This is a genomic window from Pseudomonas sp. NBRC 111131, assembly GCF_001320525.1.
Taxonomy (GTDB): Bacteria; Pseudomonadota; Gammaproteobacteria; order Pseudomonadales; family Pseudomonadaceae; genus Aquipseudomonas; species Aquipseudomonas ceruminis.
This window is the reverse complement of record NZ_BCBH01000005.1, coordinates 62,751-78,002: the sequence shown is the minus strand read 5'-3', so window position 1 is coordinate 78,002 and position 15,252 is coordinate 62,751. Positions and strand designations below refer to the sequence as shown.

Below are 15,252 nucleotides of genomic sequence, written 5' to 3'. Positions count from 1 at the left end.
AAAACACATACTGGGGCGTTTGCAATGGGTTCAAGGTTGGGTTCCACGGGGAGGACGGGCCTGGCGTTAGCGTTGGCTATCGCTGTCTGGTTCGTGTGGCATCATTTTCCTTCGGGTTTCATCGCCGGTACGTCGTCGTACTGGCAGTCGGAAGTCGACGACGTTACACAATACATCTCTGGCTTCGATGCGTTCTTCAGTGCGCCTTTCGGATATCCGCTGCTGGCATTCGACAGCATCAATTATCCGCAGGGAACGCGCGCGACGTTCATGGACACCATTCCGCTCTATGCGCTTATCCTGAAACTGGTCGTGCCCTCGACGTACGCACCGTTCAATCCATACGGTGTCTGGGTGGGGCTGGCATTCATAGGCCAAGCAGTAGGGGCGTGGTGGATACTGCGTGAGCTCGAGGTAAAGTCCTGGCTGGCATTGGTGGCGCTGGTCGTGTGCCTGCTGATCTTCCCAGCATTCACTGCGCGCGTGACGCACATTTCGTTGATGACGCATTGGATCATCCTGGCTGCGATCGCGCTTTATTTGCGTGGGCAGCGGATCGGGCAGGTGCCCGTTGCAGGCTGGACAGCGCTGTTGGTTGCGGGCTTCTACATAAACATCTACCTGTGCGTGATGGCGAGCGCAATCTATGTAGCGAACTGGCTTGCCAAACCACGTAATTATCGATGGCTGGATTTGCCTCGGGCTTTGTTGCCCTTCTTAATAATCGGCATCAGTCTTTGGGTCACCGTGTTTCCTATGGACTCGACGAATGTGGCCAAGGAAACAGGGTTCGGAACGTTTTCCATGAACTTGCTGGCTCCGTTTTCAGGGGGCAAGTTCTTTCCCATTGAAAACGCAGAAATGCCGGGTCAGTACGAAGGCTTCAATTACCTGGGCCTAGGGGTCTTGCTGGGGTTGCTGGCCGGCCTTTTCCTGGGTGGGCGCAGGGTATTGCGGTGGGCTGCAGACAACTGGCCGCTGGTACTGGTGATGCTTGGGCTCACCCTGTATGCGCTTTCCGATATGATCTACTGGGGTACCCGCCAGGTATTGGTCCTCCATTACCCGGCGTTCATGGAGGCCATTACCACCCAATTCCGGGCGTCTGGCCGGTTCTTTTGGCCTGTGGGCTATGCACTCACCATCGCGGCTATCGTGCTGTTGTACCGCAGGCTGCCCAAGCCCGCCTTTGCGCTGGCGATGCTGGTGATGATCGTGGTTCAGGTGGCTGATATGTCTATACAGCGCCATCGTTTGATTGATGGCGCTAGGCGTCCTGTGACGCCGGTCTTGAGCCAGGCGTCGTGGGATGCGCAGATTCAGGGTGACGTCCGTTATCTGTACTTCTTCCCCAAGTTCCGCTGTGGGCGCTCGGACTTGATACTGAGTACGCTGATGCCGACCATGCGTTATGCAGTCGAGCACGGGCTCAAGATCAACACCGGCTACGTCGCACGTGCTAACTCCAACTGTGCGGTGGAAAGCACGCAAGCCGAAATAGCCGCCTCGGATGCGCACCACTCTCTGTATGTATTCGTTAAAGGCGATTTCCCTGAAGTGAGCCAGGCGCTGGCGCTTTTTCCAGCCAACCAGCAGCCCACGTGCACGGAGGTCGATTACGCCCACGTGTGCAAGTTTGATGCGGAGAAGGAGCGCCGTTGATGAGCGAACCCAGGCGTCTTTTGTCACTGATCTCGCCGTTTTACAATGAGGAGCGCGGTGTTGTCGCGTTTTTTGACCGGGTGGACGCGCTGTTCAAAACGTTGGGTGATCGCTATGACTTCGAGGTCATTGCGATCAACGACGGCAGCAGGGACCAGACCTACGAGGAGTTGCTGAAGGCCCAGGTGGCTTACCCCTATGTGACCATCATTGACCTGTCACGTAATTTCGGGAAAGAAGCCGCGCTTTCAGCGGGCCTGGACTTCGCGAACGGCGATGCGGTGGTGCCTATTGACTCCGACCTTCAGCATCCGCCTGAAGTGGTGCTAGAGCTTGTCGCCAAATGGGAGGAGGGCGCCGAGGTGGTTCTGGCAAAGCGAGTGGATCGACGCACCGACCGCACTGTGCAGAAGTTCACCGCCAACGGTTTCTACAAACTGCACAACTCCATATCGGACATTCATATACCCGCCGACGTGGGTGATTTTCGATTGATGGATCGCAAGGTCGTTGACGCATTGAAAAGGCTTCCAGAGAGCCGTCGCTTCATGAAAGGGCTTTTTGCCTGGGTAGGCTTCCGCACCGCCACCATTGAATATCAAGTGGCCCCAAGAAGCTCTGGGAAAACCAGCTTCAATACGTGGAAACTCTGGAATTTTGCCATCGAGGGAATCACCAGCTACAGCTCGGCACCTTTACGTATATGGACTTACCTTGGCTGCGCAGTCTCGGCCATGGCTTTTCTGTATGCGGTTTACCTACTGATCAAAACCCTGTGCTTCGGCGCCGATACGCCAGGTTACGCATCGTTGATGATCACCATCCTTTTCGCCAGCGGGGTGCAGCTCATCGGCATCGGGGTTCTAGGGGAGTATGTAGGGCGGATTTTCGTCGAATCGAAGCGTCGACCAGTGTACGTCGTGCGCGAAGTGGTCAAGACCGACCAATGATCATTCCGGGCAAGTACTATCAGTTTCTGCGTTTTGCCATGGTTGGGGTAGCCAACACTGCAGTGCACGCGGGGGTTGTGATCGGCCTTATGGAAACCCTGGCACCCCCAGCTGCAGTGGCCAACGCGTGTGCATTCATCGTGGCTAACCTGATGTCTTACTGCATCAATAGCCGGTTTACCTTCCGTGTGCCTATGAGTTGGTTGGGATACCGGCGCTTTTTGCTGGTCTCACTCGTGTCGCTGGGGCTAACGCTGCTCATCACCTCGTGGGTTGAGTACATGGGATGGCATTATGGGGTGGGCTTGTTGATGGTGGTCTTCATCGTGCCGGTGCTCAATTTCATAGTTATGAAGCTCTGGGCGTTTGCCCCAGCAAAGTCATGAAACCGCCCATTTCTATACCGCCCAGAGCACAGAAATAAATTTTTTTGGAATACGTCACAGGTACTCAAATTATGACAATTGGCCAGCAAGAACACCTTTCGCCTGGCAGTACGCAACCTTGCGAAGACCGCTCAACCAGCATTGCGGTCGTGATTCCTTCCTATAAAGTAATCGCTCATATCTTGGGCGTAATTGCCGATATCGGCCCGGAAGTTCAGCGCATCTACGTGGTCGACGACTGCTGCCCGGAAGGTTCCGGCCGTTACGTGGAGGAGCACGCTACAGATCCGCGTGTTGTCGTGTTGCACAACCCTGAGAATCAGGGAGTTGGCGGTGCGGTAATGACGGGCTATCAGGCAGCGATTCAAGATGGCATGGATATCATCGTGAAGATCGATGGCGATGGCCAGATGGACCCAGGTCTACTGATGAATTTCGTCACGCCCATTCTTGAGGGCACTGCGGATTACACCAAGGGCAACCGGTTCTATGACTTGGAAGAAATCCGCGCGATGCCGAGGATTCGCTTGTTCGGCAACGCCGTACTGTCCTTCATGACCAAGTTTTCGTCGGGCTATTGGGATCTGTTCGACCCTACCAATGGCTACACGGCTATCCACCGTGACGTCGCACGCCACTTGCCGTTTTCCAAAATCAGCCGTCGCTACTTTTTTGAAACGGATATCTTGTTCCGTCTCAATACCCTGCGCGCTGTCGTCGTGGATGTACCCATGGACGCCAAATACGGTGATGAGGTCAGCAATCTGAAGATTTCCAAGATTGTGGGTGAGTTTCTGGCCAAACACGTGCGCAATTTTGGCAAGCGGATCTTCTACAACTACTACCTGCGTGACATGTCGCTGGCCTCACTTGAGCTTCCAGCTGGCCTGCTGTTGCTGGTATGGGGACTGGTTTTCGGCTTGTCTCACTGGGCTTCGTCCATCTACACCGGGGTCGCCAATTCTGCTGGTACCGTGATGTTGTCTGCCTTGCCTATATTCCTGGGTATTCAACTGATCCTGGCTTTCCTGGGGCAGGACATCGCGTCGGTTCCGAGAAGACCGTTCCATCTTTCGCGACTGAAGTCTAAATTCAAGGCAGGTAAGCGTCCATGATGTACGCCATTGCAATTCTATGCGTCGTGGGGATTGCGACCGGTCAGATCATGTTCAAGCTCAGCGCTAGCGCGCTGCAACGGGCCGGTACGATCTTCGATCTCAAGACGCTGATGATTCTTGGCGCTGCGTTCGCGTTGTATGGGGTGACGACCATCGCCTGGGTGTGGGTGCTGCAGAAGATCGAGTTGGGCAAAGCTTACCCGTTGATGGCGCTGGCGTTCGTTCTCGTGCCCATTGGCAGCCATTTCATTCTGGGTGAGCGATTCCAGGTCCAGTATTTCATCGGCGTCGCATTCATCATGTTCGGCATCGTACTGGCCGTTAAGTCCTGAAATGGCGCATACGCATCAGGTCATGGAAATGAAGAGCAGTAGAAGGGATAGGCTAGTATGAAGTTGATAGACAGGTCGCACCTAAACGCGGCCGTGGCAGTAGCGGCAATCATGGCACTGGCCCTTGTGCTGTTGCTGATGCGTTCAAGTGGTATCTATCCGACCGTCTTCGGGGATGAGTATACGTACAGTTCAATGGCGCGCGTGCTGCCGCTTTCGAGTGCGTCGATACCCAATTACCTCTATTTGAGCATTTACAAGTCAACGTTGATGTGCGGGGACGGGTTCGTCAGTTGCACCAAGCTGCTCAACGCCTTGTTCTTCGTACTCGCCTCACCGTTTATTTTCATGGTGGCGCGCCGCTTCTGCAGCGCACGGGTAGCGGTGTTGATCGTGGCCTTGAGCATGCTTGGGCCAATTAACAGCTATACCACGTACTTCATGCCTGAAGCGCTGTTCTACCTGACCTTCTGGGTAAGCGTTTGGTACTTCCTGACGCTGGACTCGAGCGCACCTTGGCAACGATGGGCGCTGCTCGGTGTGCTGATGGGCTGCTCCTCCCTCGTCAAACCACATGCGCTGTTCGTGGTTCCGGCCTTCTGCCTGTGCATTGCGTACTTTGCATACAAAGACGTGGACCGGTGGTTCGTTACCGCGGTGAAAAACGCAGCTATCTTTTTCGGCGTGATGTTGCTCACGAAGTGGGGCTTCAGCTACCTGGTAGCAGGCAAGGCAGGCCTTACGCTGTTTGGCAATTTCTATGCCACCACACTTGAGTCGAGCGCCTCTAGCCTTGATCGGTACCTGGCTATCCTGAAGGCCGCACCGACCATCGCTGCCGGACATCTACTGGGCAATACCGTGATGTTCGGATGCGCCTTGGCGATCATCATCTCCGCCAGCATCGCAACGCTGAGAACCCGAGCAATCGGGGACGATGGCAAATTTGCCTTCTTCACGCTGTTCCTGCTACTGAACCTGATTGCGGTGGTGGCATTGTTCTCGGCGTCTGTCGCAGGGACTAACGCAGTGGAGACAGCGTTGCGGCTACACATGCGGTATTACGACTTCATGTTCCCGCTGCTGTTCATCGCCGCAGGCGCCGAACTGGCTGGCACCAAGCTCGCACCGCATCGTTACGTGCGGTGGGGGGTAGCGATTGTAATCATGAGCGCTGTGCTCTATGCAGGCATCACGCGCATGCACCCGTTCACACTGAGCTTCATCGATAACCCTGAGCTGCGCGGCTTTACCTACCACAAAAAGATCTTTGTGGTACTCGCTCTGCTCTCGCTGATCAGCCTTATTCTGTGGTGTACCAAACCGCGCAAAAGCATGCAGCTGTTCCTGTACATCTACTTGCCGCTCTCTGTACTGGTTAGCACGGTGTATGCCAGCATTTCTTTGTTGGAGCGTAACCAGGCGGACGTCTACGACAAGGCTGGGATGTTTGCACGTCAATACTTGCCAGTGACCGAGCGTCCGCATCTGCTAGTGGTAGGGGATAATCCTGCATCGATTCTGCGAGCGCTGTTTTGGGTCGAGGACTTGAACGCGGGGCCAGATTTGTCCTATAAACCAGGCGAAATCTACACGGCCGATCAGTCGCCGGCTGACAAGAAATGGATTTTGGTAGTAGGGGATGTGGAGTTCGCCAAAGGCGACTTTAAGGTTCTGAAGCTCAATGGATTCTCATTGGCGAAAAAGGTGCCCAAGGACAACCCGCTGGTGCTCGACTTCCGCACGGACATTAACACCGATGCTGTCGAAGCGCTTCGTGGCATTTCCCATGCCGAGAGCTGGGGAGCATGGTCCGATGCTGACACGGTGACCCTGCAATTCACGCGACCGCTTCCTAAAGTGTTCACGCTGGAGATCAATGCCAAAGCGTTCGGCCCTAACCAGGACCGAGCCTTTGAAGTGAAGGTTGATGATCGCCGTTATCCGTTGAAGCTCAGCGCTGAGATGGAGACGTATAGCTTGAAGATCGAGAATCCCGACGAGGTGAGCGAGCTGACGATCAAGGTGCCGCAGGCGACATCGCCCGAGCAGTTGGGCGTCAGCACCGATAAACGTAAGCTTGGGATTGGTGTTCAGCAGATTGTTATTCAGGAAGTAGAGTAGAGAGACTGTGACGGTACCTATACGGTCAAAACGATAGGTACCGTCCGTCTGATCCGAGTCTCCTCGGCTTATGGAAAAAATTACAGGTTACTCGCCGAATGGCGATTTTCACTCAGTGATATCAACTGCTGTACCTCTCACCTATTGCATCAAACCTTTGGAGGGAAGGGGTACATTCTGATTTGTACATAGCAGTTCAGCCGTCCTGAGCATCGCAGCGCAATCCATAGTTACGCTGACGCTGCTTGCGCGAACAGAGGCATGAATATAACAGCTGTCATACTTTGCACTGGGCACTGAAGCCCTTAGAATTCGCACGTTCCCCTTTAACCAAATCCTTCATGGAAGAATATGAATCACCTCAATATCGCCAAGCAAGCGCTCATCGCCCAAGCACGCGCCGTTAACGTACTCGCTGATCGGTTGGACGGTGAGTTCCAAGGTGCTGTGGAGCTTTTGCTTAGCTGTCAAGGCCGCGCTGTGGTGTGCGGTATGGGCAAATCAGGCCTCATTGGCCAGAAAATGGTGGCGACATTCGCCTCCACAGGCACTCCGAGCTTCTTTTTACACCCTGCTGAAGCCTTCCATGGCGACCTCGGCATGTTGAAGCCTGTGGACGTACTTATTCTCATCAGTTACAGCGGCGAAACTGAGGAGGTGATCAAGCTCATCCCAAGCCTGAAGTCATTCGGGAACAAGATTATTGCCATGACAGGCAATGCCAAATCCACCCTGGCGAAGCATGCCGACATTTGGCTCGATATTTCGGTAGAACGTGAGGTTTGCCCAAATAATCTGGCACCCACCACTTCTACCTTGGCGACGATGGCCATGGGTGATGCACTCGCGGTAGCGTTAATCGAAGCTATCCAGTTCAAACCTATGGACTTCGCCCGTTACCACCCAGGGGGTAGCCTTGGCCGTAAATTGTTGACTCGAGTAAAGGATGTGATGCATTCGCCGGCTCCGGTTGTAACGCGCGCTACCCGCTTCCACGATTGCCTATTGGTGATGACTCGCAGCCGTCTCGGTTTGGCGGTGGTGTTGGAGGGTGATCAGTTGGTAGGCATCGTGACTGACGGCGACCTGCGCCGTGCACTGCTGGAAAACGACGGCATCATTCGAGAAAACGTTGCGCAATTCATGACCGGGAAACCGCACACCATTCTTGAGGATGCGCAGCTCTCCGAGGCGGAGGCTTACATGCTGAATAATAAAATCAGGGCATTGGCGGTCACGAATGAGGATGGGGCAGTGGTAGGCGTGGTCGAAATATTCGACTAGTCGACATCCCGACCACGCTACGCAGCATCACCTCAATCGAAGTGCTCTGCGTTGCTCAATGACACGCCCAGGCAATCCTTCGCGGAGAGCGAGGGCGTGTAATCGATGGGCCACTCGATTGCGATTTCCGGGTCATCCCAAGCAATGCAGCGCTCGCATTGAGGTGAGTAGAAGTCCGTTGTCTTGTAGAGGAACTCTGCCGTCTCGCTCAGCGTGACGAAACCGTGGGCAAAACCAGGCGGAATCCACAATTGGTTATGGTTTTGCGCGGACAGGACAGCGCCCACCCATTTACCAAAGGTGGGCGAGGAGCGGCGGATATCTACCGCTACGTCAAAAACCTCACCCTGAACTACGCGCACCAGTTTGCCCTGAGCGTGCGGCGGCAGTTGATAATGCAAGCCGCGCAGCACGCCCTTTGTCGAGCGAGAGTGATTGTCTTGAACAAATTCTGTTTGCTGCCCGGTTATTTCATTGAAGACGCGGGCATTGAAGCTCTCGTAGAAAAAGCCGCGCTCATCACCGAACACCGTTGGGGTGAACAGAAAGACTTCGGGGATGGCCAAAGGTATCGCTTTCATTAGAAGACTTTCTCTTTAAGCAGGTTTTTCAGGTACTGGCCGTAACCGTTCTTGAGCAGCGGCTGAGCCAGACGCTCAAGCTGCTCGGCATTGATCCAGCCGGCGCGGTAGCAGATTTCTTCTGGGCAAGCGACCTTCAGGCCCTGGCGGCGTTCCATGGTTGCGATGTACTGGCTGGCATCCAGCAAGCTGTCATGTGTGCCCGTGTCCAACCATGCGTAACCACGGCCCATGATCTCGACCTGCAGTTGTTCCTGTTGCAAGTAAAGATTATTGAGGTCGGTAATTTCCAGTTCGCCACGAGCCGACGGCTTCAGGCTGCGGGCCATGTCCACTACCTGATTGTCGTAGAAGTACAGGCCGGTTACGGCATAGCTGGATTTCGGTAGTTTGGGCTTCTCTTCAAGCGACAGCACACGACCGGTCTCGTCGAATTCGGCTACGCCGTAACGTTCCGGGTCGTGTACGTGATAGGCGAACACCGAAGCACCTGCATCGCGCTGACCGGCGTTCAGCAACAGCGACTGGAAGTCGTGGCCATAGAAGATGTTGTCGCCCAGTACGAGTGCCGAAGGGTCGTTACCGATGAAATCGGCACCGATCGTGAATGCCTGCGCCAGACCATCCGGACTTGGTTGCACGGCATAGGTCAGGTTAAGGCCCCACTGGCTGCCATCCCCCAGCAGTTGCTCGAAGCGTGGGGTGTCCTGCGGTGTCGAGATAATCAAAATGTCGCGGATACCAGCCAGCAGAAGGGTGCTGAGCGGGTAGTAGATCATCGGTTTGTCGTACACCGGCAACAACTGTTTGGAAACAGAAAGTGTGGCGGGGTGCAGACGTGTGCCAGAACCGCCAGCCAGAATAATTCCTTTACGAGCCATATGAGTCCCTATTACTGAATTTCGTCCATCATACGTTGCACGCCTTGCTGCCAAGGCGGCATTTTAAGGGTGAATGTGCTTTCCAGCTTGCCCAATGCCAAGCGCGAATTGCGCGGGCGTGGCGCGGGTACTGGGTAAGCTTCGGTGCTGATTGCACCCACCTGTTCGGCGCTGACCCTTAGCGCAACGCCTTGGTTGCTGGCATAAGCCAGTACGAACTGGGCAAAGCCGTGCCAGCTGGTTTCGCCGGCCGCGCTCAAATGGTAAGTCCCGGCCAGGTGGCTGGCGTCCTGCTCGCAGGCGACCCGGCGCAGAATGTGCGCGGTGACGTCGGCAATCAGCTCTGCGCCAGTGGGGGCACCGAACTGGTCGGCGACCACGTTGAGTGCATCGCGTTCGCGGGCCAAGCGCAGCATGGTTTTGGCAAAGTTATGACCGCGGGCAGCATATACCCAGCTGGTACGCAGCACTACGGCGAGGGCACCGCTGGCGGCGATGGCCTGTTCGCCTTCGAGTTTGCTGCGGCCGTAGACCGACAGTGGGCCAGTGGCGGCATCTTCCTGCCAGCGTGCCTGGCCGCTGCCGTCAAACACATAATCGGTCGAGTAGTGGATCAACCAGGCGCCCAGTGCCGCTGCCTCGCGGGCCAGTATGCCTGGCGCCTCGGCGTTGATTAACGCCGCCAATGCTTGTTCACTTTCAGCTTTGTCCACCGCCGTGTAGGCCGCAGCATTGACGATCACGTCCGGAGCCACCTTCCGCACGGTAGCAGCCAGGCCAGCAAGATCCGCCAAGTCGCCACACAGGTCATCTGCGCCCTGGCGGTCCAGGGCGATCACTTCGCCAAGTGGAGCAAGGGCGCGTTGCAGCTCCCAACCCACCTGACCGTTCTTCCCCAGCAGCAGGATTTTCACGCGTTGTTCGCTCCGTACTGTTGCGCTACCCAATCACGGTAGCTGCCATCTATGACCCCTTTAACCCACTCTTGGTTTGCCAAGTACCAAGCGACCGTTTTTCGGATGCCAGTATCGAAGGTTTCGGCGGGTTTCCAGCCCAACTCACGCTCGATCTTGCGCGCGTCGATGGCGTAGCGGCGGTCGTGGCCAGGGCGGTCGGTGACATACGTGACCAGCTCCGCATATTGCTCCACCGGCTTGCCCGTCTGCTGATTGATTACTTGGCGATCTGCTGCAGGAGCCATCTCGTCGAGCAGGCCGCAGACAATGCGCACAATGTCGATGTTGGCTTTTTCGTTCCACCCACCGATGTTGTATGTCTCGCCTAAGGTACCAGCCTCCAGTACACGCCGGATACCCGAGCAGTGGTCTTCGACATACAGCCAGTCACGGATCTGTTGCCCATCGCCATACACCGGCAGCGATTTGCCAGCCAGTGCATTGACGATCATCAACGGGATGAGCTTCTCGGGGAAGTGAAATGGACCATAGTTGTTCGAGCAGTTGGTGGTGAGCACCGGCATGCCATAGGTGTGGTAGTACGAGCGCACCAAGTGGTCACTTGCCGCCTTGCTTGCGGAGTATGGGCTGTTAGGCGCGTACGGCGTGGTTTCCGTAAAGGCTGGGTCGGTAGGGGCCAGGGTACCGTAGACCTCGTCGGTGGACACATGCAGGAAGCGGAAGGCTGCTTTCTCTGCGCCTTCCAAATTGTTCCAATGCGCCCGAGCCGCTTCCAGCAAGCGGAAGGTGCCGACTACGTTGGTTTCGACGAAAGCTTCTGGGCCGGTAATGGAGCGGTCGACATGCGACTCGGCAGCGAAATGCACCACGGCGCGGGGGCGGTGCTCGGCGAATAGCTTGGCCAGCAAGGCTGCGTCGCAAATGTTGCCTTGAACGAACCGCTGCTGGTTATTGCCTTCCAGCGACTGCAGATTGGCTAGGTTGCCGGCGTAGGTCAGGGCGTCCAGGTTGAGAACGGGCTCGTCGTTATGAGCGCACCATTGCAGAACGAAATTTGAGCCGATGAAGCCGGCTCCGCCTGTTACCAAAATCATTTATCCATCCTTTGAGAAATCGAGTTGATGAAATTTTTTGCGATCTTCCATACATAACGGAGTCAGAGCTAGGCCATGAATGTAAGCATTGACCTTAACGGCGGAGGGCCACTCTTTCGTTCGCAGCGAAACGGCTGGTGTGAAAGCGACAAAAACCCAAAGTGGAGATCTTACCATGAACATATCTTGAGAGAAAATACTCTGCATCTGGATTACGCATCCTATGGAGAGTCGAAGTCTTAGGGCGCTACTGTGGGCGGTGAGAGATTTCCAGCTGTGGCTGAAGGAGAGCGCTTGATGCGTAAATTCCTATATCGGCTGTGAGTAAAAAAGGTTAGCGAGGATAAGTTCTTATTCCTAATAAAGTGGTAGATCTCATCAGGTGGCTTAAGAGAGTGGGCGCGGTCAGGTCGAAGCTTGGAACGATCTGAACTTGATAAGCTTCTCGCTTATATGGTAGTAAGTGGAGGAGATAAAATTGTCGTTCGTGAGAGGGTTGTGATGAAGGCAGCGCAGAAAATTGGGTGTGGAATCGTCACATATAATCGTCCTGCGGGGCTGAGCCGGTTGCTCAAGTCGATATCAAATAGCCACTTGGACGAAGTTGTAGTTGTTAACGATGGAGATAAGCTAAAGGGCGGTTTAGATGTAGGTGTATTATTGGAGAATGATTTAAATGTCGGTGTCGGTGCATCGAAGAATAGGGCGGCCAGCTATCTTCTCGAAAAGGGTTGTGAGCACATATTTCTTGTAGAGGATGATGTATATGTTAAAGATGCCTCCGTTTTTGAAAGGTATATCCAAGCCTCGAAAATAAGTGGATTGCAACACTTGAATTTCAGTCAGCACGGGCTGCTCAATAAAGATGGAGAAGGTAAAGCGAAGCCAGTGATGCGGGTTGATTACTGTGAGGTTCGCTTGGCGCTGTACCGGCATTGTGTGGGTGCGTTCTCGTACTATTCACGTGATTGCTTGAGAAAAGTTGGATTGATGGATTTGGATTATTTCAATGCGTTGGAGCATGTGGATCACTCCCTTAGGATAATCAAGGAAGGGATGCATCCAGCATTTTGGTTTTTTGCGGATATTGAAAACTCCGAAAGTTTTATCGGTGACGAGCCATGGGCAATCGCTCAATCAAAAATCTCATCAAATCCCGCACACGCCAAGAATGTAGCGGCGGCGATTGAAGTGTTCGAGAAAAAGTATGGTGTGAAGCCAGGTGACTATCCTGTGCAAAGTCGTGAGAAAGTTGCGATTGAGTTGGTTAGAATAAGTGAAAAATATGCGGAGCGCAGAGCTGGCTCAAGGGCCAGCGTTACCGTTGACTTTCAGTGATAAGTCTAATTGGTTTCGCATGACCCTTAAGTGAACTGCTGATACTTACAGATAAAGTATAGAGTTTTTGATAGGGTTGTTTTTTTTCGGGGAGATGAGAATTTGACTTAGGCGCGAGTCAAATCCTTCCACGTCGTACCTGTGAAGTTGGCCGGTGATCGGCGGCTTGAAGTCCAAAGATTTCAGGTCGTCGGGGGTCGCGAAAAATGCACCGTCCAACATCGAAGATGTGACGGTTTGGAGCGAGTTGGTGCTGAAGATCGCAGTGGGGATCTTATGTATTTCATACTCAAGTAGGCAGGTAGATACTGTCGTTATTCCGGCTGCTGCATGACTTATGAGGTCTTCAGTAGTGTCAATGGAGTGGAAGTATATATCTTTATCGTATCCGTAGCGGAACAAGTTAGCGGGTTTTGCTCCCAGCATGTTATTGATTAAATTGTGGGCGTTGAGTTCCGCTGAGTGCGGAGACCAAATAAACATTTCTTCCGGATTGGCTCGGGCAAGCTCGAAAAGTGCTTGTGCCAGCACCCTTTGGTCATTGTAGTTATAAAGATACCAGTTAGTATTTGTGGTGATCACAGTATATTTAGGGACCACAACATCGTATTTTTTCTTAACGCTCTCTGATCTGTACCGAGGGTAACCGATCGAGTTGTCATCAAACCAGCTTATTTGATGGTCGGCAAAACTTGGAACAGGATAGCCGGCCCCTAGGGTGTTAGAAGCAGTGTTGATGAACTTTGAGTCGTCTGAGAGATTGAATCCCCATTGGTATAGTCCATGAGGAACCTCAATAATTGGAAGGTTGATGGCAACGCAAGCCTTTAGAATAGATACAATCTTAGCGTTCAAGACAGGGCTAATGTGCCCCACGGTCGTAATGGCCGCGCTGAATATTCCTGACAGCATGATCACAGATTTTGGATCAGACGTAACTTTAACATTCTTCGGAAGTAAGTAGTCTGTTGCTAGATTGTATTCTTTGTGTGTAACGTTGTTGTAGATGAGGAAGTCGTACTTGGACTCGGCTACCGAAAGTAATGCTAGTTCAACTTGTGAGAAGTTGTTAGTGATGTACAGGATCGTAGGATTGCTGTGTTTTTTGTGGAGGATTTCTGATTGGATGAGGTTGTTCATTTTTCCCCCAAGGTGAAGTGTTTGATGACTGCTTCTCTTGCTTTTAGCGAAACACGCAATATCTGTGAACGATCTTTGATAAGCTTTCTAAGTTGGTGGTACCAGTCGGTTTGCGATTCGCATAGCCATCCATTAGAGTTGTGAGAAATAGCGCTTCTGAACTCGTCGCGGGGGCTTGCTAATACGGGTACGCCTTGAGAGCCACATTCAATGAACTTAATATTGGATTTTGCGTTGTTGAATATAGTGTCTTCTAGTGGCGCAAGCGCTAAGTCGTGTTCGGAGATAACTTTTAACATCTCGCTAAACTCTACTCGCGATATAATTTTGACGTGTGAGTTGTAAAGAGAAATTGGGCCGATATTGCTTCCTGTGTTACCTAGGAAGGTTATCTCAAACTGATCTGGAAATTCTTGAGCTAGTTTTAATAATGGGCCTTGAATAATTGAAAAATCTTTCTTATGGGTTGCGGTGCCGGAAAGATAAAGGAGTTTTATCTTTCTCTGGTTGATATCGCTCAAGCGTGCGGCGCAGTGTTGTTTGGGTAGCACCATTTTGCCAAGAATTTTATTCTTGTATACATCTATAGGCTTGGATAGATGCTGCATGGCTTTTGCGATAAGTGGCGTACTACACCGGAATGCATCTGCGTAAAGCAAGAAGGATGATTTATTTATCAGGCTTTTGCGAGCTTCTTCAATACTGGTGCCATCGCTCGATCTCACGTGGCCGAGATATTCGGCGTGCTCCGGTAATAGAAGGTCGTCATAGTCGAGTGTGACCTTGACACCAATATTTTTAGCAAGCTCAATAAGGTAGAATGCAGTTTCGTTTTTTTCTGGACGTGAGAATATCAGTTCCTTGCAGTTAAATACTGCGCGGACCAGCTTTAATATCTCCGTCCTTCCGGAGTACACCAAGTTCTTTTGATACTGCTGAGATTGAAGCAGGCATCGGTAAATAAAAGATCCATCACGGAGCTCTGCACTTGATAGGAACAGAATAGCTTCATGCTGAATGTCGAATTTCTGGTTGTGCTTGATTAATCCGGTACGCTTGAATTCGCGAGACTCTTTGTGGCCAAATGTAAAATAATGATCGGCCGCATGCATGCCGCTAGATAGCACGTCCTTGTATTTTTCTGTGTATTTGTTGTGATCTATGAGGCATCTGTAAATGTGGTCCGATGTTAAGTCGGGCCTGTCACGCATCAGTTGCTCAACGAACGTCTTTGTTGGATTCGAAGCGATTTCGGTAACTTTAGGAGCTTTCTTGGTTGTAACGATGGCTGCGGTCGCTGGCACCTGCTCTATTGATAAGGCTGGCTCGCCAGTCGTGCTAACAGTTTCTCCTGCGGAGCGCAGAGGGGGGGGCGAAGTTACAGCTATTTCTTCTTTCGCTTTCGTTGTGTTTTTTAAATTCTTTTTGATCGTCATAGTCATTCC

The 15,252-nt window shown here is 52.8% G+C and carries 14 protein-coding genes; 8 read left to right on the top strand and 6 right to left on the bottom strand.

All coding sequences use genetic code 11. From position 1 onward, the window contains the following. Positions 1-72 precede the first annotated feature (72 nt). From APH34_RS06995 to APH34_RS06965, 7 genes are all read left to right on the top strand, one after another. A complete protein-coding gene (locus tag APH34_RS06995; protein ID WP_232964022.1) occupies positions 73-1,662 on the top strand; it encodes a DUF6311 domain-containing protein in 1,590 nt (529 codons plus the stop codon). Next, positions 1,662-2,612: a glycosyltransferase family 2 protein gene (locus APH34_RS06990; protein WP_054900457.1), complete on the top strand. Its 951-nt coding sequence runs from the start codon at positions 1,662-1,664 to the stop codon at positions 2,610-2,612. The genes APH34_RS06995 and APH34_RS06990 overlap by 1 nt, the downstream gene beginning before the upstream one ends. Next, positions 2,609-2,998 (top strand): GtrA family protein, encoded by a 390-nt coding sequence (locus tag APH34_RS06985; RefSeq protein ID WP_054900456.1) that lies wholly within the window; start codon positions 2,609-2,611, stop codon positions 2,996-2,998. The genes APH34_RS06990 and APH34_RS06985 overlap by 4 nt, the downstream gene beginning before the upstream one ends. A 71-nt stretch (positions 2,999-3,069) precedes the next feature. Next, positions 3,070-4,113 carry a glycosyltransferase family 2 protein gene (locus tag APH34_RS06980; RefSeq protein WP_054900455.1) on the top strand — a complete coding sequence of 348 codons (1,044 nt, stop codon included), beginning with the start codon at positions 3,070-3,072 and terminating at the stop codon, positions 4,111-4,113. After that, positions 4,110-4,448: an EamA family transporter gene (locus APH34_RS06975; RefSeq protein ID WP_054900454.1), complete on the top strand. Its 339-nt coding sequence runs from the start codon at positions 4,110-4,112 to the stop codon at positions 4,446-4,448. The genes APH34_RS06980 and APH34_RS06975 overlap by 4 nt, the downstream gene beginning before the upstream one ends. A 57-nt stretch (positions 4,449-4,505) precedes the next feature. Continuing rightward, positions 4,506-6,572 (top strand): glycosyltransferase family 39 protein, encoded by a 2,067-nt coding sequence (locus tag APH34_RS06970; RefSeq protein ID WP_054900453.1) that lies wholly within the window; start codon positions 4,506-4,508, stop codon positions 6,570-6,572. 351 nt (positions 6,573-6,923) lie between these two features. Next, on the top strand, positions 6,924-7,856 hold the full coding sequence (locus APH34_RS06965; RefSeq protein WP_054900452.1) for an SIS domain-containing protein: 933 nt from the start codon (positions 6,924-6,926) through the stop codon (positions 7,854-7,856). 32 nt (positions 7,857-7,888) lie between these two features. Here the strand turns inward: APH34_RS06965 and rfbC are convergent, their stop codons facing one another. From rfbC to rfbB, 4 genes are read right to left on the bottom strand one after another with little or no spacing between them, the layout of a single operon-like run. Beyond that, entirely contained in the window at positions 7,889-8,437 is a 549-nt protein-coding gene (gene rfbC, locus APH34_RS06960; RefSeq protein ID WP_054900451.1) for a dTDP-4-dehydrorhamnose 3,5-epimerase, read from the bottom strand. Beyond that, complete coding sequence (gene rfbA / locus APH34_RS06955; RefSeq protein WP_054900450.1) at positions 8,437-9,318, bottom strand: glucose-1-phosphate thymidylyltransferase RfbA; 882 nt, start codon at positions 9,316-9,318, stop codon at positions 8,437-8,439. The genes rfbC and rfbA overlap by 1 nt, the downstream gene beginning before the upstream one ends. An 11-nt stretch (positions 9,319-9,329) precedes the next feature. Then, positions 9,330-10,232, bottom strand: a complete 903-nt coding sequence (rfbD, locus tag APH34_RS06950) for a dTDP-4-dehydrorhamnose reductase (protein WP_054900449.1) — start codon at positions 10,230-10,232, stop codon at positions 9,330-9,332. Continuing rightward, entirely contained in the window at positions 10,229-11,329 is a 1,101-nt protein-coding gene (gene rfbB / locus APH34_RS06945) for a dTDP-glucose 4,6-dehydratase (RefSeq protein WP_054900448.1), read from the bottom strand. The genes rfbD and rfbB overlap by 4 nt, the downstream gene beginning before the upstream one ends. Positions 11,330-11,746: 417 nt before the next feature. On the opposite strand from rfbB, the gene APH34_RS06940 reads away from it, so the two are divergent. Continuing rightward, positions 11,747-12,667 carry a glycosyltransferase family 2 protein gene (locus tag APH34_RS06940; RefSeq protein ID WP_256215537.1) on the top strand — a complete coding sequence of 307 codons (921 nt, stop codon included), beginning with the start codon at positions 11,747-11,749 and terminating at the stop codon, positions 12,665-12,667. 45 nt (positions 12,668-12,712) lie between these two features. Here the strand turns inward: APH34_RS06940 and APH34_RS06935 are convergent, their stop codons facing one another. Both APH34_RS06935 and APH34_RS06930 read right to left on the bottom strand, forming a co-directional pair. After that, entirely contained in the window at positions 12,713-13,807 is a 1,095-nt protein-coding gene (locus APH34_RS06935) for a hypothetical protein (RefSeq protein WP_054900447.1), read from the bottom strand. Beyond that, positions 13,804-15,243: a glycosyltransferase gene (locus APH34_RS06930; protein WP_177337014.1), complete on the bottom strand. Its 1,440-nt coding sequence runs from the start codon at positions 15,241-15,243 to the stop codon at positions 13,804-13,806. Before APH34_RS06930 ends, APH34_RS06935 begins: the two co-directional genes overlap by 4 nt. Positions 15,244-15,252 lie beyond the last annotated feature (9 nt).

Excerpts from the sequence above, each read along its gene's own strand:
- APH34_RS06990 (WP_054900457.1), top strand. The coding sequence starts at position 1,662 with ATGAGCGAACCCAGGCGTCTTTTGTCACTGATCTCGCCGTTTTACAAT.
- APH34_RS06965 (WP_054900452.1), top strand. The coding sequence starts at position 6,924 with ATGAATCACCTCAATATCGCCAAGCAAGCGCTCATCGCCCAAGCACGC.
- APH34_RS06980 (WP_054900455.1), top strand. The coding sequence starts at position 3,070 with ATGACAATTGGCCAGCAAGAACACCTTTCGCCTGGCAGTACGCAACCT.
- APH34_RS06975 (WP_054900454.1), top strand. The coding sequence starts at position 4,110 with ATGATGTACGCCATTGCAATTCTATGCGTCGTGGGGATTGCGACCGGT.
- rfbB (WP_054900448.1), bottom strand. The coding sequence starts at position 11,329 with ATGATTTTGGTAACAGGCGGAGCCGGCTTCATCGGCTCAAATTTCGTT.
- APH34_RS06970 (WP_054900453.1), top strand. The coding sequence starts at position 4,506 with ATGAAGTTGATAGACAGGTCGCACCTAAACGCGGCCGTGGCAGTAGCG.
- rfbC (WP_054900451.1), bottom strand. The coding sequence starts at position 8,437 with ATGAAAGCGATACCTTTGGCCATCCCCGAAGTCTTTCTGTTCACCCCA.
- APH34_RS06985 (WP_054900456.1), top strand. The coding sequence starts at position 2,609 with ATGATCATTCCGGGCAAGTACTATCAGTTTCTGCGTTTTGCCATGGTT.
- rfbA (WP_054900450.1), bottom strand. The coding sequence starts at position 9,318 with ATGGCTCGTAAAGGAATTATTCTGGCTGGCGGTTCTGGCACACGTCTG.
- APH34_RS06930 (WP_177337014.1), bottom strand. The coding sequence starts at position 15,243 with ATGACGATCAAAAAGAATTTAAAAAACACAACGAAAGCGAAAGAAGAA.
- APH34_RS06935 (WP_054900447.1), bottom strand. The coding sequence starts at position 13,807 with ATGAACAACCTCATCCAATCAGAAATCCTCCACAAAAAACACAGCAAT.